Source organism: Bacteriovorax sp. As-1 (genome assembly GCF_058446905.1).
This window is the reverse complement of sequence record NZ_CP184341.1, coordinates 3,385,580-3,406,018: the sequence shown is the minus strand read 5'-3', so window position 1 is coordinate 3,406,018 and position 20,439 is coordinate 3,385,580. Positions and strand designations below refer to the sequence as shown.

The window sequence follows — 20,439 nt, the reverse complement described above, 5'->3', positions numbered from 1 at the left end:
GATGGGTGACATCTCCCCCTTTAATTCGCGTGTTTTTTATGCAAAAATGCCCCCTATGTTAAAAATTATTCGCCTTACACTTTTTGCCATCTGGGTGGTTATTGCGGCCACTCTTGGAACACTTCGCGCTCTTTTTAAGCCTTTTGATACAAAGAGCTTAATGCTGACAGCGAATCTCATCAAACACGGTGATAAAATTTTAGGTTTAAACATCATCGTCAGAAACCGCGATATTTTATTAAGAGAACGCCCATGTGTTTTTATTAGCAACCATCAAGATAATCTGGATATTATTTTAGGCTCTAAAATGATTGCTGAAAGAATTGTAACGATTGGAAAAAGATCTATTCTTTTTATTCCATTTTTTGGAATTTTCTACTGGCTCTCAGGAAACATTCTGATCAACCGTGGAAATAAAAGAAGCGCCTTCGGGACAATGGATACTGCTTCAAGAAGCATCAAAGAAAAAAATCTTTCTATCTGGATTATGCCAGAAGGAACACGTTCAAGAGGACGTGGACTTCTACCATTTAAAAAAGGTCCTTTTGTTACTGCTATTAAAGCTCAAGTTCCCATCGTTCCAATTGCCTGGAGTAATTACATTCAGACAATGGATTTAAATAAGTGGCGTGCAGGTGTGGTTATTGAAGAAGTTCTTGAACCGATTCAAACTGCAGGCATGACTTTAGATGATGTTGATCGTTTAAAAGATCACTGTTACCAGGTTCTAAAAACGGCCATCGAGCGCATCGATGCTGAAGCTAAAGTTCTTTATGAACAAGCGTAGATCCACACAAGGCAAGCGCTGCTTACGCTGTAAAATTCACAAGTCATTATGTTTTTGCGACATCATCCGCGAGGTGCCAACTAAGACACGCGTATCGATCATCATGCATCACCGTGAAAGACATCTGACTTCCAATACTGCAAATCTCGCTCAACTCGTTTTACCTAATTGCCAGATCTCTTTGCGTGGTTTTCCGAATGAACCTTTTTCAATAGATTCATTAAAACTAAACACAGAGGAATCCCCGATCTATCTTTTTCCCCATGAAGATGCAATTGAATTAAACGCTCATTTTATGGAGGCCAATAAAGATAAAAAATTTCATCTGATTGTTCCAGACGGGACGTGGTCTCAGGCGGTCAAAACTTACCGTCGTGAACCAGGGCTTGCAGGCATTCAGTGTGTGAAACTTCCACCTGGAGAGCCTGGTCGCTACAAGCTTCGCAAATCAAGTGATGAAAACAGATTATCTACATACGAAGCGATTACACGCGCACTTCATATTCTGGAAAACCAGGAAGGACTAAAAACCGATATGGAGTTGGTCTTTGATACAATGGTTGAAAGAGTTGTCAGAGGAAGAACGGCCTTCGAAAATTAATTTTTCAAAGGCCCGGAAAGTATTATCTAAAAGTGTCTACTGTTTTGCAGTTTGAACGGTAAGAGAAGTTATCAATTGTCGAAATTCTCGAAGCGATTTTCTCTTCAAAATCTAAAAGTAAGTTAAGATTTTTTAAGTACGGCTCGTTTGTTTTTAAAACTAATTGATCAAACGGCTCTTTTGAAACCTCACCGCCATTAAAGTGACGAATGTATCCTTCAACTCGAACTTCTTCGAAACTTTGAATTGATTGAGTTGCACCTGCTTTTTCAGTCACAATATTGGCAATTCCTTCAACTCTGTTAAAGTCGTCAACAGTCACAACACCAGAAGCATCAAATTTATGAACGCCCTGAATTTCAGCAGATTTACAACGGAAGCTGATAGTATTGGCAAAAGCAGTCAATGGCATTGCCACTAGAAGAACAAGTAGTGTGTGTTTCATTCTTATAACCCCGGTTTTGTCTCTACAGGATTAACTCCATTGCCTGGAGCCTCTGTAAATTCTGTGTTTGTTGGTGACTCGGTTGTAAGAGCGCGAAGGTCTGGCCCGTTTCCGGATCTTTTGTATCTTCTTGCTTTTCCAAGACGAGCTTTTTTCTTTTTATTTTTCTTTTTCGAGTTCTTATTCTTTGATTGAGAAACGCTTGTTTCTGATTTCTTCTTTTTAGTGGCAGCTTCTGCATCAAGGCTAAAGGCATTCCCAAAAATTAAGACGAGGCCAAGTAGTGCCGTCACACAAGTCTTTAGCATAATCATCCTATGAACATTGTTTATAAAGCCTCGGTATTTTTATGGACTCTACCTAATGTGGCAAGTTTTAAAAGCACTCTCCTACTAATTTTCAGAAGTTATAAAAGATAAAAAGTAAGTAATCTGCGACATTAGTAGACATAGGGCATTACCCCTTTTAAACTGGCCCTCTATGAATGACGCTCTTTACATAGCCTTCTACAAACCCTATGGGATCTTAAGCCAGTTCACCTCTGATGACCCTAAGGAGACGTTGAGTAACTTTAATCTGCCTAAGGGAGTCTATCCCGCAGGTCGATTGGATAAAGACTCTGAGGGGCTTTTGATCCTGAGTAATGACGGGACATTTATCGACCAACTCTTAAATCCTAAATTTGATAAAGAGAAAATTTATTGGGTGCAGGTTGAAAATATTCCGAGTGAAGACTCGCTGAATGTTTTGCGAAAAGGCGGCATCCAGATTCAAGATTACAAAACCAAACCGGCCAAAGTTCATATTATTGAGCCGCAACCAGTGATGCCAGAGCGCGATCCTCCAGTGAGATTTAGAAAATCTATTCCGACGTGTTGGTTAGAAATTAAAATCAGTGAAGGAAAAAACCGTCAGGTGCGCCGAATGACAGCGAGTATCAATCACCCGACTCTGCGCCTGCTTCGCCAGCAAGTGGGAAAATATAAGCTCGGAGAACTAAATCCAGGTCAATGGGTGGTGATTCAGAAGAGCGATATTCTCTAACCTTACTTTCATTTTATTCATTTTAAGTGAAACTTTTCGAAATTTATCTCGTACAATTTTGTAGTAAATTTACACAGGATCACAAATGAACCTTATCGACCTTTCAATTAAACGTCCCGTCTTTGCGTGGGTATTAATGTTCTCACTCATCGTCTTCGGAGCTATCTGTGTTAACCGCATGGGTATTTCACAGCTTCCCGATGTCGACTTCCCGATCATCAACGTTTCTATCACCTATGAAGGGGCCGCTCCAGAAGTTGTGGAAAGCGAGCTTATTGATCCGATCGAACAAAGACTTCTAAACATTGAAGGAATCAAGGAAATGAGATCGAGCGCACGTCAAGGTGCCGGATCAGTAACACTTGAATTCGATATCAATAGAAACGTCGACGTTGCCCTTCAAGAAGTTCAGTCGGCCCTTTCGCAATTAAGACTACCGCAAGGAATTGACCCGGCCGTTATTAGAAAACAAAACCCGGAAGAAGATCCGATTCTTATTATCTCAGTTTTCAGTGATTCAAATTTAAAGGACATGCTCGCTTGGGCCGATAACTACCTGCTTGACCAGATCCGTTTCCTTCCAGGAGTTGGAGAGGTTTCAGTTGGTGGAGCTTCTGAGAGAAACCTTCGCGTTTGGATTGATACAAAAAAACTAGAACGTTTTGAATTAACCATTGATGACGTCATTTCCGCCTTAAACTCTCAGCACGTTGAAAGTGCTGCCGGGCAATTTACGGAAGGAAAAAGAGAACTTCGTGTAAGATGGCTGGGTGAAGCCGCCGCTTTAAGTGAAGTGGAAAATATCCGCATTCTTCGCCGTGGTGGAGAGAGAATTTTTAATCGCAATATCTATATTAAAGACGTGGCCACTGTAGAAGATGGACTTTCAGACATCCGCCGACTTGCTCGCGTAAACGGCCAGGAAGCTATCGGTATCCAGGTCAGAAAGCAGCGTGGAACAAACGAAGTTCAAGTTGCTGAAGAAGTTATTAAAAAGTTTAATGAGATTAAAGGCAACTTTCCAAAGGGATACAACTACCGCGTAAACATCAACTTCACGAAGTCTACTGAAGCGACTGTGGGGCTGACGATTGAAAAACTTTGGGTAGCTGCCCTTATCACCATCGTGATCTGTTTTCTTTTCCTCGGAAGCTTTCAGGCCGCGCTTAACATTCTTTTCTCAATTCCAACCTCAATTGTAGGGACGTTTACCATCCTCTACTTTTCTGGATTCACGCTTAACCTCTTTACTCTACTGGCCCTCACTCTTTCGATTTCCATCGTCGTTGATGATGCCATCATGTTACTTGAAAACATTGTCCGTCACTACCGCTTAGGTAAAGACTCAAAGACGGCCGCTTCAGAAGGAGCAAAAGAAGTTCTTCCTGCCGCAGTCGCCGCCACTTTAGCGGTTGTTGCCGTATTCCTTCCAGTTGTTTTCATGGATGGGATCATTGGTAAGTTCTTTTTCCAGTTCGGGGTTACAATGTGTGCCTGCGTTCTGATCTCACTTCTTGAAGCTGTGACGATCACGCCAATGCGTGCGGCCGCTTTATTGAGCACGGAACCAGAAGTTTCTAAATTCGAAAGATACTTGGATGAAGTCTTCCACAAGTTTGGAGACAAATATAAAGCAGTTCTGGCAAAAACACTGGAGTGGAAATGGGCCGTGGTTTTAGGCTCGGTAGTTTTCTTCGTTGTCTCGCTAGTTCTGGTCAGTAAAGTCCGCCAGGAATTCGTTCCATTGCAAGATCAAGACATCATCATTATGCAAGGGATGACTCCTCCAGGAACTTCACTTGAAACAACAAGTGCGAAAGCTCAAGAACTCGAAGCGATCTTAAAGAAAAATGAAAACATCGAAGGATACTTTACATCTGTGGGTGGTTTCGGTGCCGGATCAAACACGAGTATGGTTTTCATGCCGATCTCGCTGAAACTTAGATCTGAAAGAAAGATGGGTCACATCCAGATCATGGAACAACTCCGCGAAGAGTTTAAGGCCGTCAAAGGCATCCGTGTGACATTGAGAGATAACTCTGCCAGAAACCTTTCTTCTGGTCGCCAGAACCCGATTGCCATCAACTTACGTGGGCCTGATTTAAAAGTGCTGGAGGCCAAATCAGCAGAATTCATGAAACGTATTGAAGATGAAAAAATCGGTGTGGATATGGACACGGATTACCGCTCAGGGATTCCTGAACTTATCTTAAAACCAAATAGAAAAGCGATGAGTGACCGTGGAGTTTCAGTTGAAACGGTAGGTGCGATTCTCGCTGCCGGAGTTGGTGGCGTGAGACAGGGTAAATACACCTTCGATGGAAAACGCTACGACATCCGCTTTAAAATTAAAGATGAACAAGTGCGCACTCCGGAAGACTTCAAACATTTATATGTGAGAAACCAGGCCGGAAACTTAATTCCTTTTTATGAACTGGTTACGATTGAAGAAGGAAATGCGATTCAAAGTATTTCCCGTGTAAACCGTCAAAGAGCGATTTCCGTCTATGGGAACTTAGCTCCAGGACAATCGCAAGCAAAGGTTCTTGATCGTGCAAAACAAATTGCGCAGGAAATTCTTCCTCCGTCATACTCATTTGCACTTGAAGGAGCTTCAGCGGGATTTGCTTCATCATTTTCAAGCTTATACTACGCCCTGATGATCGGTATCCTTGTTGCCTACCTGATCCTGGCCGTGCAGTTTGACTCTTTTATTCACCCAATCTCAGTTCTAGTCGCCCTTCCTTTCTCTGTGACCGGGGCCTTGATTGCTTTATGGATGTTTAACATCTCGTTAAACCTCTTCTCATTTATCGGTCTCATCGTTCTAATGGGTATTGCTAAAAAGAACTCGATCATGCTGGTGGAATTCACTAACCAGGTGAGAAACGGTCACATGGATAACCGCCATGAAACACCGTTAAATGCCCTTTTACTAGCGTGTCCGATTCGTCTGCGTCCGATTATCATGACGTCGGTGGCGACTGTTGCAGCGGCCACTCCACTGGTTTTAGGTTCAGGAATTGGGGTTGAAACCCGCATCCCGATGGGTCTATCGATTATCGGGGGAACGATTATTTCGACACTTTTAACCCTGTTCGTTGTTCCGGCCCTTTACCTGATATTAACTCCGCTTGAGCGTTCAGAGACTTACGTCAAGAAAGTCCCAGCTGAAGGTGCTCCAGCGAAAAATGTCCCGTCAAACGCGCATGAAGCGCTTTAAAACATAGTATAATTTCTACAACACCCCCCAAAAGACTCTCCAGTGCTGGTATAAAAACCGGCACTGGAGAATCCTTATGAAAACCGCGCTCACTTATGTAAGCTTTCTGGCCCTTCTTATGACATTTGCCCAGGCCCGCGAACTTAGTCCGGTAGGCTATGGCCTGCAATGCTCTGGAACATCAAGCACCGACTTAAAAAACTGCCTTAACCGAGAATCAGATAAAATTGATGAGGCCAATCTTCCTAATGAAATTATTATTTCAACAGAGGCCAGTGGAAAAGAATCACTATTAAAAATGGTGACGACTGCCTCGGCAGAGCGCACAGATAACTACGCCCTTAGTTTGGCCGCAAAAATCCCAATGATTGAAAAGGCCATCGCGACAGCTTTAATCATTCAATACGAAGACGAACCACAACTGTACTATTATATCGTTGATCAAAGTGGCAGGCTGGAAGTGATTTTCGACGGACTCAATAGCGTTGATGTCTCTGAGAATATGGCGGCGATTTTTATCAATGACCCGGAAGTTTTCTCCCTTAAATCAGATAACGTTTCGGCACAATTTAAAAAATGGATGAAGTATTTAAAAGGGCAGGAGTAAAAACCTAGCCCTTCTTTCTGTCTTTATATTCACCTTCGCGGTGTGACCCATCTGAAAGACCGTATTTCTCAAGAACGCCAATGTGGCCGATGATTTCTTTTGTCAGTTCAACATTCTGGTTTCTTAAAAGATTAGCATAACCCACAATCTTCTTAGAGAGCTCTTCGCCTCTTTCATACAAGGCCTCAAACCTAAACTCGCTTACACCTTTTTCCAAAAGCTCTGGAATCAGTTTCGCTGCTGATTGAGGGACGGCATTGAACATTGTATTGCGACACTCTTGGTCCGCTTTAATCTGGTGGTGATTTCCAAACTGATCTTTTAATTCCAGCCTATGCTCTTCACACGGCTTTCCACAGTCTCTAAAGCTCTTTCCTTCACTTAAGAAAGCGGCAAACACACAATGCTCCATATGAAAGGAAGGCATGTACTGGTGAGTGGTGACTTCGATTCCATCTGCATTTTTAACCAGGTCAAAAAGCTGGTGAGAGTTTAAGTCGTAAGAAGCGCAAACTGACGAAAGCTTTTTTCCTAAAAAATAATCAGCTGTCACTGAGTTCGTGACGTTTAAACTAAAATCCCCTTTAAGCTCAAAGTTTTTATCCTGGAAGTAATAAACCGCTCCTAAATTGCGGCATAAAATCACATCAGGGTTAGCGCGTTCGATGATTTTAAAGTTGTAGTATTCGTTTGGTTTAAGAATTCTCGTCGTGGCAATCCCGACCTTGATTCCTTTTTCTTTTAAAAGCGCCACACTCTCCGCGTAGCCTTTTCCAAATTCGTAATCAAGATAGACGACACCTAGTGAATCAACGACTTTTTCATAGAAGCCTAAAAAGTCATGAATCTGGGAGATCTCTCTTAAAAGCACATTGAGTTTTGGCGCTTTCTGAGTGCCCTTCTTAAATGAATGAAGATCAATATCGCGCATTTCAAGCGGAGCTCTCTCCACTCGTTTTTGCATTAAGAGTTCCGTAAACTGGCGACGGATTTGTTTTAATTCTTTTTGGTGAATAAAAAATTCTTTATCTTTTGAAAGAGTCAAACCATCCAGAATAAAACACGAGTTTCCAAGAGCACCAAGTTCTGCTTCAAGCTCCGCTCTTCCTACCGGTTTTGAAGAAGCTTCTTCCAATGCGCCCTCTGAATAAACAGTCACAAAACGATCGCCATCGTTTGCTTCTACTTTTAGAGGCTGCCCGATTTCCGCTTCCACACTCAAGTGAATCGGAATTCTCTTTTTTAAATTTTTATCGGTATAAGACATCGTGAGTTTCTTTTCAACGACGGCATCCGAGTTGAAATACACGATAAAATCCAGAGCGACTTTTTTGAAATCAAAACTCTTATCGAATGAAAGTTCAAAAAGATTTTCTTTTAGCTTTTTTACACCGTAGAGTTTTCCCCCGACTTCTGTTTTCTTTCCACGCAAGCTTCCAGCGAGTAAAACGCCATCGCCATTTTTTAAATGCGGGTAAGAAATTTCAACTGTCACTGACTTTGGGTCAATCTTTTTAACTTTTCCAATCGCCAGTCCTCTATGTGCTCCATACGTTCCATCCACCAGGTCCTGATGATCCACGCCATGAAGCCATCCAGAAAAAAATCCACGCGAATAGGTTAAACTCATTTCTGTTTTTTTTGCTTCAATTTCTTTTTTCGAAAGCTGTTTTCCGTAGGCCTCAACTAAATCGATGGCCTCGCGGTAATTATGAGCGGCACTCGCCACATACTCAGGCGTCTTTAATCGCCCTTCTACTTTAAAACTTTCGATTCCAATATTTAGAAGCTCTGGAATCTCGGCAATTCCACACAGGTCTTTTGGAGAGACCAGGTACTTGTAATCACCTAGTTCATACTTTTTTCCATCGACGATCATCTCGTATTCTAGGCGACAACTCTGGGCACACTGGCCGCGGTTGGCACTTCGGCCCCCGATACTCTCACTGGTGAAACACTGGCCTGAATAGGCCACGCATAAAGCGCCGTGAACGAAAACTTCAAGCTCTCTATCAGTCTTTTCTTTAATCGCACGCATCTCTGGAAGACTTACTTCCCTTCCTAAAACGAAGCGCTTAATTTTTAAATCATCTAGTAAACTCATCGCCTCGTGATTGGTCACCGTCATCTGAGTTGATCCGTGGATCACTTGATCAGGGGCCATATCGCGGACAAGTTTCGCCAGCCCCACATCCTGAACGATCAGAGCGTCTGGCCTTAGAGGTAAAACAACACTCAATAATTTTATAACTTCGGGCAGTTCGTCTTGAAAGATAACAACGTTGAAAGCGAGGTTGACTCTTACACCGTAGAGGTGACACAACTCGATCATTTCTCTTAGTTCACTTACACTGAAATCAGTGGTTCTTCCGCGAGCGTTAAAGTGAGGCATCCCTACATAAATCGCATCGGCGCCATTATGAATGGCGGCCAGGCACATATTCATGTTTCCTACAGGTAGAAGCAGTTCACTTTTCTTATTCTTTGACATAATCTTATTCTAATTCAAAATAATTACCCTAGGAGTACCTTATGAAATATTTATCACTATTAGTCATCATGCTTTTTACGGTTTCTTGTGGGATGCAGAGTATCCCAACTGCCTTGAATCAGGTAGACGCTGACTGGGCAGAAGTACAAAACCAATACAAGAGACGCCAAGACCTTATCCCTAACCTGGTAGAAGTGGTTAAAGGGTACGCGAAACACGAAAAAGAGACCCTTGAAGGAGTGGTTTCAGCTCGTGCGAAAGCTACGCAAGTTAACTTTACAGCTGATCAGTTAAACGCAGAAAACATGAAAAAGTTCCAGGACGCTCAAGGTGGATTATCATCTGCTCTTTCACGTTTAATGGTAGTGGTTGAAAAATACCCTGACCTAAAAGCAAACCAAAACTTCCGCGACCTGCAGGCTCAACTTGAAGGAACAGAAAACAGAATCACAGTAGCAAGAAACCGCTACATCGCTGCGATTCAAAACTTTAACAACCTGGTGACTGTACCTCCGACATCTTGGTACAACTCGATTTTCTTAAAACATGAAAAGAAGCCTCAATTTGCGGTGGAAAATATTGAAAGAGCTCAAGAAGCTCCAGCAGTTAAATTCTAATGATTAAAAAAACTCTCGTTTCATTTTTACTCTTTTGCCTGTGCACCCTGAGCGCTTTTGCGCTCGAGGTGCCAGCACTCACAGGACCTGTGGTCGATGAGGCCCAGTTTCTTTCCCGCGATGCTTTTCACGCGATTGAAGGGGCGCTTCAAAATCTCAACCAAACTGAAGGCATTCAATTTCAAGTTCTCATCATCGATAAACTCGTCGATGAGACCATTGAAGGTTACTCCATTAAAGTTGTCGATGAATGGAAGCTTGGAAAAAAAGGCGACGACCGCGCAGCTCTTTTTCTCATCTCTTTAGATGATAGAAAAATGCGTATTGAAGTGGGCCGTGGCCTTGAAGGCACACTTACCGATTTAACCACTAATCGAATTCTTGATGAGGTAAAACCTTTTTTCCAAAAAGGTGATTACGACAACGGCGTTGCTTTAGGTCTTGCCCTTATGGCCCAGGCCGATGGCAAGAAGCTCGATTTCAACGGGCAAATCAAACCTCGCCATCACAGGAAAGGAAGTGCACCGATGGTTCTTATTGCCATCTTTGGTCTCATTTTCTTCCTGCAGTTTTTCTTCCCTAACATTCGTGGCGGAGGAAGAGGTGGCCGTGGTGGATACTACGGCGGCTGGGGTGGCGGAGGCGGCCTCGGTGGAGGCGGCGGTGGAAGTTCGTGGTCCGGAGGCGGCGGCGGCTTTTCCGGTGGTGGCTCGAGTGGTAGTTGGTAAAATAAACTTAGAGGCAAATATGATTTCAGCAAAAGACAAAGAACAGATTAAAAAACTTATCACTGAGGCCGAGAAAAAATCCCACAGTGAATTGGTGCCGATGATTGTCTCGACATCAGATAATTATCCTGCAGCCCACTGGCGAGCAGCAATTATCGTATCATTTCTTTTCTCACTTGGACTTTACTTCTCCCCGCTTGCCATTATTAACCCTATCTACTTTTTATGGATTCAAGTGCCAGGTCTTTTTATTGGCTACTGGCTGGGCAATATCCCTTCAGTCACAAGACTTTTAATCACTAAAGAAGAAATTGAATTTGAAGTCACACAAAGAGCGATTGAGGCCTTTTACGAGCACAACCTGCACGTGACAGACAGACACAATGGCGTCCTTATCTTCATCTCGCTTCTAGAGCGCCAAATTAAAATCATCACAGATGTTGGTGTAAAACAAAAAGTCGACCAAAAAATCTGGGATGAAATCACCCAGGAATTCATTGAAAAAGTCAAAGAAGGCGATTTTGTTGAGGCCCTAAAAAACACCATCAGTGCAGCAAGTGATATCCTGGAGAATTACTTTCCAAAGAGCGCTGGTACAGCAAAAAACGAACTTAAAAACGACATCATCATTGAATAAAATTATCCGACCATTTTAATCATGATAGTTTTTTTAAGTAGTCACTCTCCTTCTGATTCTTCATTCTTTAAGAATGAAAAAATCAATGTTAATCCTTTGTGCTCTTTTGAGCGTTAATACTTTTGCCGGCACACTGCCAACGACGAAAAACGAGTTCTGCGCCCGCTTTGAAGACAGCAGTGTTCTTACCTCATATGCCGACGAATCAAGCAACCTGATGTCTTTTAAGAATCAAGGGGGCTTCTTTAACGGTGGTGTCTGCTGGTGGCACTCGCGCTTTCAAAGAAACATCTTTTACCTGGGAATCATGCGTCCAGATTTAAATAAACCTAGTGCCCGCGAAGTAAAGGCCCTTATTAAAGAAATCCGCGCCGGAGAAAAGGTTGTCACAATTCCGGGATTTGCTAACTTTTCAGAATTCACTGAAACCTACAAAAAAGAAATTATCGCTGAACTTGAAGCATGGCAGTTATACGATGGCGTAGTCCTTGGATCATGGATTGATGGTCTAAAGGGCGATACAAAAGTTAAACCTGATGTTCTAAAAGGAATGATGGATAAAGTTTTTAACTACGTAGCCGTTAATAAAAAAATCGCCTACCAAAAACTGCAAATCAAAGGCATCACCTCTCACGCCTGGCTGATTACCAATATGAAAGAGGCCCCTGGAGGAGGTTATGAAATTGGCCTGATTGATTCAAACAATCCTCGCCAATGCGAAAATTACTCCTACAAAAATGGCGATGAAAGCTTCTTTGAAAAAGGTTACGGCAACTTCGTGCCTTATTTAGAATTTACCAGAGAAGAAGAGCGCATCAGCTCTGTGGCAAAGACCTACTGTAATGTGAAGACATTCAATGACTCGCACCCAGAGAACTGGGCACGAGATTATGAATTAGATCTACAAGAAGCTAAAGCTTCCCGTTAAAAACTAGCGGCAGAAAGAGTTTTCGTCTTTTACATGGTCAGGATTTAAATACGGTCCAAAATCTTGAAAGTAAAATCCTTGAATTCTTCTTTCTTTAAAACTTCCCATTCCTTGTAATCCACAGGAGGGAAAAAGGCATCAGCAGGTCCTTCATAAGGAACTTCTGAAAGATAAATTTTCTGCGTGTATGGCAGGAAGAAATTAAAGATCTCGCCGCCACCGATCACCACCATTTCAAAGTCGTCGACTTCCAGGTCTGATTCAGCTTCAAGGGCAAGGTCAAAGGCCATCATGGGGTCATGAATAACAATGACCCCATCCGGTTTAAAAGTTGTATCGCGAGTAATAACCACGTTTGCTCTATCTGGTAATGGACGCCCGATCGACTCGTATGTCTTTCTTCCCATCACAATCATTTTTCCAACAGTGAGTTTCTTGAAATTCTTCAAGTCTTCTGGGATATGCCACAGAAGTTTATTGCCTAACCCAATCTCACCTTTTGGCCCGTGGGCCACTACCATAGAAACATGCATGATTCTTTATCCCTTAAACTGCAATTGGAGCTTTAATTGTTGGATGCGGATCGTATCCTTCAAGTTTAAAGTCCTCAAATTTGAAATCAAAAATATTTTTAATTTCAGGATTGATCGTCATCTTTGGAAGCATTCTAAAATCGCGAGTCAATTGAAGCTTTGCCTGCTCAATATGATTTGAATACAAGTGAGCGTCACCCATTGTGTGAACGAAGTCACCTAATTGAAGTCCGGTCACCTGAGCAATCATCATTGTTAAAAGTGCATATGAAGCGATATTAAACGGAACACCTAAGAAAATATCAGCTGATCTTTGGTATAACTGACAAGACAGGCGTCCATCGGCCACGTAGAATTGAAAGAAAGCGTGACATGGAGGAAGCGCCATCTTTTCAATCTCGGCCACGTTCCAAGCTGAAACGATAAGGCGTCTTGAATCCGGGTTCTTTTTGATTTGATTAATAACAGATGTGATCTGATCAACAGTCTCTCCGTTAGCACCTTTCCAAGACCTCCACTGAGAACCATAAACAGGCCCTAAGTTTCCATCTTCGTCGGCCCATTCATCCCAGATTGTGACACCGTTGTCTTTTAGGTATTTAATATTGGTTTCACCTTGAAGAAACCATAGTAGTTCGTGAATGATTGATTTTAAGTGCAGCTTTTTTGTTGTGACTAAAGGAAATCCTTCGGCCAGGTTATAGCGGCATTGGTATCCGAAAACTGAAAGTGTTCCCGTTCCTGTGCGGTCTTCTTTTTGGTGTCCGTGCTTAAGAACATGATCCATCAAATCGTGGTACTGTTTCATAAACTTGTCCTTTGTGTGTGTTGTGTTTCGTGAGTGTGTTTCTCTAGGGAAAATAGTATCTTTTTCTCCAGGCGTTTTCAATGATGAGATTCCCGAAGAAGTGACATTAATGCCTTGCAAATTCTTTCATTGTCTTACTTAAGCATCTCCCTCGGATATTATCTTGTTTTTTCTTTTATCTTTACAAAAATTCAGCTCCCAACCAAAATTAAAGTATTAAAAATCTAAGCAAAACTGCAAGGAATCTAGGAAGTTTAATATGACAAAAGTTGTGACTGGTCTTGAGCGATTAGTGAATGAAAAATCTCTTCAAGATAGCATCAAAGGAAATATCGGCTATCTCTGCCATAGCGCCTCGATTGACTCTCATTTCAATACAGGGGTTATTCTCCTGCAAAAACTTTTTGGGTCTCGCCTGACAAAACTTTTTGGGCCTCAACACGGATTTGTGACTGACGTTCAAGACAACATGATGGAGACAGCTCACTACGTTCACCCGTATTTTAAAATTCCGGTGTACTCACTTTACTCTGAAACAAGGATCCCGACTGACGAAATGTTAAAAGGTCTCGATACATTAATTATCGACCTGCAAGACGTTGGAACGCGCGTTTACACTTATATCTCAACACTTTCACTAATCATGGAAAAATGCGCTGGTCGCGACATCAAGCTGGTCGTTTTAGACCGCCCGAATCCAGTGGGAGGAGAGATGATTGAAGGAACTGTTCTTCAACCTGGATATGAGTCATTCGTAGGACGCTACCCTATTCCTCAACGCCACTCGCTGACGATGGGAGAAGTGGGAATGTTTGGAAAAGATGTTTTAAAAACAGATTGCCACTTAGAAGTTGTAAAGATGACTAACTGGAAAAGAGATATGTACTGGGTAGATACAGGTCTGCCATGGGTTCTTCCATCGCCAAACCTTCCAACCATGGAAGGGGCCATCACATTTGTCGGAACTGTACTTTTTGAAGGGACAAACGTTTCTGAAGGAAGAGGAACAACCAGAGCGCTTGAGATCGCCGGATACCCGGGAATTGAAGCCTTTTCATTCTGCGAGCGAGTGATGAAGCGCTTTAATGAAGAAGGGCTAACAGAAGGCTTTAACCTACGCCCTATTATCTTTCTGCCAACATTCCAAAAGCATCAAGGCCAAAACTGCGGCGGGATTCATATCCATCCGACAGTGAATGCAAAATTTAAGTCGTGGAGTGTTTCACAAATGCTTTGCCGCGAATTCAAGCGCGAGCTGGGAGATAAATTTGAATTCCACAGCAAGCCGTATGAATACGAGTTCCATAAACTGGCCATCGATCTAATTAACGGAACGGATACTATCAGACATTGGGTCAATAACCTGGGGTCTTATTCGGAGCTACAGAAGCTTGAGACGGTGGGACACGAAAAGTTTTTAAATCAAAGAGAAGGAATTCTTCTATATAAATAGACAAACAAAAAAGGCTCCCGAGGGAGCCTTTTTTGTTTGCGAATTATTTTGCGAATCTAATAACAAATCCACCGTAGTATTCAAAAATATCATTGAGAACTTCACCAGTTGGAAGCTCTACTGAATTTTTAAATGTCGCGCGGACAAAAGCGCTATCGATGTTTTTATCGATTGTATAAGTTAAAACAACATCATCATAACTCAAGTTGATGTCTGATTTACCAAGAAGATTTTCGTTTTTGTCAGTAAGGAAGAACTTTGCCCAGATAACAGTATTGTTTGTCTGTCCAAGCTCTCCGTTTGGAAGAAGAACATAACTGTGAGTCACTTCAGAAGGAGTAGTCTTTACCAGAGCAAGCCCCTTGTCAGTTTCAGCACATTTATACAGGTGGATTCTAAGTGAAAGCTCGCGGTTGTTACCAACCAGTTTTTCAGATTCGATTGTCGCTGTATAAGCGCGTCTGCCTACGTCGCCTTTAATTTGGCAAACAGCATTTTTACCATCGAAAGTTCTCTCGATCGTTGTGTCAGCAAAAGAGTTAAGTGAGAAAGCAAGAGCTAATAGAGTTAGAAATTTCATAATAGTGCCTCCAAAGTATGGTGGAGGCACTATAAGAAATTAATTTTGAAATGTTAAGAAATTAAGCAGCGATTTTAGTGCCATAAGCCGCGCTCATAGCAAAGTTGTAGTAATCAGGAACTCTTCTTTCTAAAATATCCCAGATAATGCCTTCTTCAAGGCCGTCGACTCTAGCAGCTTGGATTAAGCTTCTGACTCTGTAGTCCAGCTCATTAAAATCCAGTTGAGACCGATAAACTGATTCACTCTCAACAATAATCTCCTCAATGACCTCGGAGTACTGTTTAATCAGGATCTGTTTGAAATCCTCTTTATTCATCATTGTGCTACCATCCTCGATTTCGTTAAAAGGCCTTCTCACCTTTTAAAACATAGACTGAGTATATTGCTGGTAAGCATCTGTCCTAAACTTTATCAAAAAACTCTGCCATTTTAATGAGTTATGTCATCTAAATAATTGTCGTGTAAATTTCTTTACAACGTGATCCTGTATGTTACCGTATTTATTGTTAAACAATTAATCGACAAAATGCATCTACTTCATTTTACAAAGGAGTGCTTAATGAAAATGAGATCGGGGCCACACAGATTGTTGGCAACATCAATGTTCCTACTGCTTACGACTTCTGCCGTTGCTGCTGACCTTAAAATCGGAGTTGTTTCACCTATGACTGGTGCAACTGCTACTTTCGGCCAGGAAAATGCAAACGGTATTAAATTAGCTTACGAAAAAATGAAAAAAATGGCGGGCGGAAAAAAATTCGACCTGATCATTGAAGACGACAAGTCTGAAGCAATTGAATCAACAAACGCGACAAGAAAACTTCTTTCAGTAGATAAAGTTTCTGTCATGATCGGAGCTCCTACTTCATCTCTTGCACTAGCTTCTGCTCCAATCGTTCAGGAAGCAAAAATCCCATTCATCACTCCAACTGCAACAAACGCAAAAGTAACTCAAGTTGGTGACTATATCACTCGCTCTTGTTTCACTGACGATTTCCAAGGTGTAGTAATGGCGAAATTCGCTGTTGAAAACCTGAAGAAAACAAAAGGTCTAGTACTTATTGAAAACACATCTGACTACTCTAAAGGTTTAGCTAAGGCCTTCACTGAAAGCTTCGTAAAGCTGGGTGGAAAAATGGCATCAACTGAAGAATTAACTTACGCTGCTAAGGATACAGATTTCCAATCTCTACTTAGAAAAGTTAAGAGGGCCAACCCTGACTTCGTATTCGTTCCAGGCTACTACGTTGAAGTTGGTCTTCTTCTAAAACAAGCTCGCGCTCAAGGAATCAACGTTCCATTCCTTGGTGGTGATGGATGGGATTCTCCAAAACTTTTCGAAATCGCTGGAGAAGCAGTAAAAGGTTCATACATCTCTAACCACTTTGCTCCAGATGATAAATCACCAGTGGTACAAAACTTCGTAAAAGATTATGAAAAAGTTTACGGATCAAAACCAGGATCATTCGCTGCTCTTGGATACGACTCTCTAGGAATTGTTGCTGACGCTATTAAAAGAGCAAAATCAACAAAACCTGCTGATATTCGCGCTGCTCTTGTAGCAACTAAAGGGTACCAGGGAATTACTGGGACAATCACATTTGATAAAGACAGAAACCCAACGAAGTCTGCTGTTGTTCTTGAAGCAACACCTTCTGGGTACGTTTTCCACTCAAGAGTGAACCCATAATAATGAGTCAGAACACAATCTATTTTTTATGGGATTGTCTTCAATACTTAATCAATGGTATTGCCCAGGGCTCGCTCTATGCGATCGTGGCCCTGGGTTACACCATGGTGTATGGGATCATCCGTTTAGTTAACTTCGCCCACGGCGAATTCTTAATGCTCGGGGCATTCTGTGGTTACTTCGCTTTGAAGATGAACCTGCCGATGCCAGTGGCCATCATCGCCTCCATGCTGGGAGCCGGGATTGTCGCTTTAATCGTCGAGCGCGCTATTTACAGGCCCATTAGGAATGAAGGAAGAATCCCGGCGCTGATTACGGCGATTGGGGCTTCACTTTTTTTCCAATACACAGGCCAGTTAGTTTTTGGAGCTGATCCAAAAACAGTTCCTCCGGTTTTCACAGAAGTCATTTACAACTTCGGTGAAATCAGTGTTTCAAACATTCAGATTTTTATTTTTGCCCTGACTCTCTCAATCTTAGCTTTCCTATGGTGGCTTACTCACTTCACAAAAATCGGAGTGGCCATGAGAGCGACTTCATTTAACTTGAAGGCCGCTGAACTTATGGGAATTAACACCAATAGAATTATCGCATTCACTTTCTTTCTGGGAGCAACCCTTGCGGGTCTTGCCGGAATCCTCATGGGCTACACGATGTCAGTCGAGCCTATGATGGGAATGAGTTTAGGTCTTAAGGCCTTCGTTGCTGCCGTTGTCGGCGGGATCGGAGTGATTCCTGGTGCTGCTTTAGGTGGATACATTTTAGGTATCGCTGAAAACATGGTGGCCGGGTTATATAAATCAAGCTTCAGGGATGGAGTGGCGTTTTTTATTCTCATTATTATCCTGATCATTAGACCAGGAGGAATTCTGGGCAAAAACGTGAAGGAAAAGGTTTAGGAAAAACGAATGGATTATTACTTACAGATTTTGACCCTGGTAGGGATTTTCATTACGCTGACATTAAGCCTTAACTTGATCAACGGTTACTGCGGCCAGTTCTCACTGGGGCACGCAGGTTTTTGGGGCGTAGGCGCTTATGCCAGTGCGGTCTACGGCGTTTATTTCGCGCTTCCTCTTCACCCTGCTCTAAATATGCTTATCAGTATGGGCGTGGGCTTTTCGGCCGCTGCTCTTTGTGGGCTCTTAATTGGAGTGCCATGCCTGCGTTTAAAAGGTGACTACCTCGCTATCGCAACTATTGGATTTAGTGAAATCCTTCGCATTATTATCATGAACACAGAAAGTATTGGCGGGCCTCGCGGTTTTACCAACATTCCTAAATGGACTAATGGTTTTTGGGTTTGGGGTATCGCAGTTATCGTCACTATCTTTATGTTGAACTTAAAAAAATCGGCCTTTGGTCGCGCAATTATTTCTATCCGCGAAGATGAAATCGCCGCTGAAACGATGGGGATTAACCTTTTTCGTTTCAAACTTTTCTCTTTCATTATCGGCGCCGGCATTGCGGGGATCGCCGGAAGTTTAGTGGCCCACGACCAACAATTCCTTCACCCAAATAACTTCAATTTTATGTGGAGTGTTTGTATTCTTGTTATGGTGATTTTAGGTGGACAAGGATCAGTGACTGGTTCAATCGTCGGAGCTGTTATCCTGACACTTTTACCGGAAGTCTTAAAATTTATCGGCTCAGACATCTCGACATGGAGAATGTCGATTTACTCTGCGCTTATGATCATCCTGATGCTCACACGTCCTCAGGGAATTTTTGGACCTCATGAGTTTTCTTTTAAAAAAGGCAAACTCACTAAAGGAGCGGCCTAATGTCTCTTTTAGAAGTTAAAAATGTAACCATGAGATTCGGTGGATTGACTGCCGTAAAAGATGTGACGTTTTCTGTTGGAACAAACGATTTGATTGCCGTCATCGGGCCTAACGGCGCGGGAAAGACGACACTTTTTAACACCATCACTGGAATCTATACACCGACAGAAGGCTCGGTGACTTTTGACGGACAAAAAGTAAATGCAAAAAAAGCGTCGGCCATCACTGATCTAGGGATCGCCAGAACGTTTCAAAACATCAGGCTCTTTAACAACCTGACGGTGATCGACAATATTAAAATCGCCCGCCACACCAGAATCAACTACTCGTTCTTTGACGGGATTTTTAAAACCAAAAAATACCGCGAAGAAGAAAAGAAAATTGAAGCAGACTCAATTGAACTGCTAAAACTTTTTCATCTCGATGATAAAAAAGATTACCTGGCCAAAAATTTACCTTACGGTGCCCAGAGAAAACTGGAAATGGCCCGCGCTCTAGCGACCAAACCAAAACTTCTTTTACTAGATGAACCGGCGGCCGGAATGAACCCGACAGAAACGAAAGAGCTCTCAAACCTCATTCGTTTTATCCGCGAGCAGTTTAAAATTTCAGTTATTTTAATTGAGCACGACATGAACCTCGTTATGCAAATTGCCGAGAGAATTCATGTTCTGGATTACGGAAACCTGATTGCCAGTGGTGTTCCAACTGAAATTCAGAATAATAAAAAAGTTATTGAGGCCTATCTGGGCGCAGACCTGGAGGGTGTATGAGCATGTTAGAACTAAAAAACATCAACACCTATTACGGCAATATTCACGCCGTAAAAAATATTTCTCTTTCTATCAATCAAGGCGAAATCGTCACGATTTTAGGAAGCAATGGGGCGGGAAAAACCACTACCCTGCACACGATTTCTGGACTCCTAAAACCGCAATCGGGCGAGATTATTTTTGACGGACAAAAAATCGACCGCGCCCCTGCTCATCGCATCACGGCTTTAGGGCTTGCTCAATCGCCGGAAGGCCGCCAGATTTTTGCCAATCTTTCCATCAAAGAAAACCTGGATATGGGTGCGTACCTGCGCAAAGACACGGCAGAGATCAAAAAAGATTTAGATTTTGTTTACAACCTCTTTCCTAAGCTTTTGGAGCGCAGAAACCAACTGGCCCAAACTCTCTCAGGTGGAGAACAGCAAATGCTTGCGATTGCTCGTGCTTACATGAGTAAACCAAAACTTCTTCTTCTCGATGAACCGTCACTCGGAATTGCGCCTATTCTGGTGGGAACTATTTTTAAGGCCATCACTGAAATTAACCAACTGGGAATGACCATTTTGTTGGTTGAACAAAATGCGAATCTTGCGCTGAAAATATCTCACCGCGCTTATGTTCTTACCAATGGCGAAATCACTTTGCAGGGTGCTTCGAGTGAATTATTATCTAACCCTGAAATCAAGAAAGCCTACTTAGGAAGCTAA

General features: G+C 42.4%; 22 protein-coding genes. 15 read left to right on the top strand and 7 right to left on the bottom strand.

The genetic code is table 11. The features are described from left to right. Positions 1-55: 55 nt before the first annotated feature. Together ACN20O_RS17310 and ACN20O_RS17305 are read left to right on the top strand one after the other, a co-directional pair. Positions 56-787, top strand: coding sequence for a 1-acylglycerol-3-phosphate O-acyltransferase (locus ACN20O_RS17310; protein WP_491635510.1), 732 nt, complete (start codon positions 56-58; stop codon positions 785-787). Continuing rightward, positions 774-1,388 carry a tRNA-uridine aminocarboxypropyltransferase gene (locus ACN20O_RS17305; protein WP_491635508.1) on the top strand — a complete coding sequence of 205 codons (615 nt, stop codon included), beginning with the start codon at positions 774-776 and terminating at the stop codon, positions 1,386-1,388. The genes ACN20O_RS17310 and ACN20O_RS17305 overlap by 14 nt, the downstream gene beginning before the upstream one ends. A 22-nt stretch (positions 1,389-1,410) precedes the next feature. On the opposite strand, the gene ACN20O_RS17300 is transcribed toward ACN20O_RS17305, so the two are convergent. After that, the gene (locus ACN20O_RS17300; RefSeq protein ID WP_491635506.1) at positions 1,411-1,833 is read right to left on the bottom strand and encodes a hypothetical protein; all 423 of its coding nucleotides are present in this window, start codon (positions 1,831-1,833) and stop codon (positions 1,411-1,413) included. Between the two features lie 2 nt (positions 1,834-1,835). Continuing rightward, positions 1,836-2,141, bottom strand: coding sequence for a hypothetical protein (locus ACN20O_RS17295; RefSeq protein WP_491635503.1), 306 nt, complete (start codon positions 2,139-2,141; stop codon positions 1,836-1,838). 172 nt (positions 2,142-2,313) lie between these two features. Between ACN20O_RS17295 and ACN20O_RS17290 the strand changes: the two genes are divergently transcribed. The 3 genes from ACN20O_RS17290 (at position 2,314) to ACN20O_RS17280 (ending at position 6,707) form a co-directional block, all read left to right on the top strand. Beyond that, positions 2,314-2,877 carry a pseudouridine synthase gene (locus tag ACN20O_RS17290; RefSeq protein WP_491635501.1) on the top strand — a complete coding sequence of 188 codons (564 nt, stop codon included), beginning with the start codon at positions 2,314-2,316 and terminating at the stop codon, positions 2,875-2,877. A gap of 85 nt (positions 2,878-2,962) precedes the next feature. Beyond that, positions 2,963-6,100 (top strand): efflux RND transporter permease subunit, encoded by a 3,138-nt coding sequence (locus ACN20O_RS17285; RefSeq protein ID WP_491635499.1) that lies wholly within the window; start codon positions 2,963-2,965, stop codon positions 6,098-6,100. A gap of 76 nt (positions 6,101-6,176) precedes the next feature. Continuing rightward, entirely contained in the window at positions 6,177-6,707 is a 531-nt protein-coding gene (locus ACN20O_RS17280; RefSeq protein WP_491635497.1) for a hypothetical protein, read from the top strand. A 4-nt stretch (positions 6,708-6,711) separates the two neighbouring features. Here ACN20O_RS17280 and ACN20O_RS17275 read toward each other — a convergent pair whose 3' ends face one another. Further along, a complete protein-coding gene (locus tag ACN20O_RS17275; protein ID WP_491635495.1) occupies positions 6,712-9,198 on the bottom strand; it encodes a U32 family peptidase in 2,487 nt (828 codons plus the stop codon). Positions 9,199-9,239: 41 nt separating this feature from the next. Between ACN20O_RS17275 and ACN20O_RS17270 the strand changes: the two genes are divergently transcribed. The 4 genes from ACN20O_RS17270 to ACN20O_RS17255 all read left to right on the top strand — a co-directional run bounded on the left by ACN20O_RS17270 (position 9,240) and on the right by ACN20O_RS17255 (position 12,108). After that, positions 9,240-9,815: a LemA family protein gene (locus ACN20O_RS17270; protein WP_491635492.1), complete on the top strand. Its 576-nt coding sequence runs from the start codon at positions 9,240-9,242 to the stop codon at positions 9,813-9,815. Further along, positions 9,815-10,543 carry a TPM domain-containing protein gene (locus tag ACN20O_RS17265; protein ID WP_491635489.1) on the top strand — a complete coding sequence of 243 codons (729 nt, stop codon included), beginning with the start codon at positions 9,815-9,817 and terminating at the stop codon, positions 10,541-10,543. Before ACN20O_RS17270 ends, ACN20O_RS17265 begins: the two co-directional genes overlap by 1 nt. Before the next feature lie 19 nt (positions 10,544-10,562). After that, positions 10,563-11,180, top strand: a complete 618-nt coding sequence (locus ACN20O_RS17260) for a TPM domain-containing protein (protein ID WP_491635487.1) — start codon at positions 10,563-10,565, stop codon at positions 11,178-11,180. Positions 11,181-11,253: 73 nt separating this feature from the next. Next, a complete protein-coding gene (locus ACN20O_RS17255) occupies positions 11,254-12,108 on the top strand; it encodes a hypothetical protein (RefSeq protein ID WP_491635485.1) in 855 nt (284 codons plus the stop codon). Positions 12,109-12,152: 44 nt separating this feature from the next. On the opposite strand, the gene ACN20O_RS17250 is transcribed toward ACN20O_RS17255, so the two are convergent. Continuing rightward, positions 12,153-12,641 (bottom strand): dihydrofolate reductase, encoded by a 489-nt coding sequence (locus ACN20O_RS17250; RefSeq protein ID WP_208107798.1) that lies wholly within the window; start codon positions 12,639-12,641, stop codon positions 12,153-12,155. Between the two features lie 13 nt (positions 12,642-12,654). Continuing rightward, positions 12,655-13,449, bottom strand: a complete 795-nt coding sequence (locus ACN20O_RS17245) for a thymidylate synthase (RefSeq protein ID WP_491635483.1) — start codon at positions 13,447-13,449, stop codon at positions 12,655-12,657. 259 nt (positions 13,450-13,708) lie between these two features. Here ACN20O_RS17245 and ACN20O_RS17240 point away from each other — a divergent pair, with 259 nt between their 5' ends. After that, the gene (locus tag ACN20O_RS17240) at positions 13,709-14,902 is read left to right on the top strand and encodes an exo-beta-N-acetylmuramidase NamZ family protein (RefSeq protein WP_491635481.1); all 1,194 of its coding nucleotides are present in this window, start codon (positions 13,709-13,711) and stop codon (positions 14,900-14,902) included. Between the two features lie 43 nt (positions 14,903-14,945). Here the strand turns inward: ACN20O_RS17240 and ACN20O_RS17235 are convergent, their stop codons facing one another. Beyond that, a complete protein-coding gene (locus ACN20O_RS17235; RefSeq protein WP_491635479.1) occupies positions 14,946-15,482 on the bottom strand; it encodes a hypothetical protein in 537 nt (178 codons plus the stop codon). Between the two features lie 61 nt (positions 15,483-15,543). Further along, positions 15,544-15,804 (bottom strand): hypothetical protein, encoded by a 261-nt coding sequence (locus ACN20O_RS17230; protein WP_491635477.1) that lies wholly within the window; start codon positions 15,802-15,804, stop codon positions 15,544-15,546. A gap of 240 nt (positions 15,805-16,044) precedes the next feature. Between ACN20O_RS17230 and ACN20O_RS17225 the strand changes: the two genes are divergently transcribed. From ACN20O_RS17225 to ACN20O_RS17205, 5 genes are read left to right on the top strand one after another with little or no spacing between them, the layout of a single operon-like run. After that, the gene (locus ACN20O_RS17225; protein ID WP_491635475.1) at positions 16,045-17,175 is read left to right on the top strand and encodes an ABC transporter substrate-binding protein; all 1,131 of its coding nucleotides are present in this window, start codon (positions 16,045-16,047) and stop codon (positions 17,173-17,175) included. A gap of 2 nt (positions 17,176-17,177) precedes the next feature. Continuing rightward, positions 17,178-18,074, top strand: coding sequence for a branched-chain amino acid ABC transporter permease (locus ACN20O_RS17220; protein WP_491635473.1), 897 nt, complete (start codon positions 17,178-17,180; stop codon positions 18,072-18,074). Between the two features lie 9 nt (positions 18,075-18,083). Further along, the gene (locus tag ACN20O_RS17215; RefSeq protein WP_491635471.1) at positions 18,084-18,959 is read left to right on the top strand and encodes a branched-chain amino acid ABC transporter permease; all 876 of its coding nucleotides are present in this window, start codon (positions 18,084-18,086) and stop codon (positions 18,957-18,959) included. Beyond that, the gene (locus ACN20O_RS17210) at positions 18,959-19,732 is read left to right on the top strand and encodes an ABC transporter ATP-binding protein (protein WP_491635469.1); all 774 of its coding nucleotides are present in this window, start codon (positions 18,959-18,961) and stop codon (positions 19,730-19,732) included. Before ACN20O_RS17215 ends, ACN20O_RS17210 begins: the two co-directional genes overlap by 1 nt. Further along, positions 19,729-20,439 carry an ABC transporter ATP-binding protein gene (locus ACN20O_RS17205; protein ID WP_491635467.1) on the top strand — a complete coding sequence of 237 codons (711 nt, stop codon included), beginning with the start codon at positions 19,729-19,731 and terminating at the stop codon, positions 20,437-20,439. The genes ACN20O_RS17210 and ACN20O_RS17205 overlap by 4 nt, the downstream gene beginning before the upstream one ends.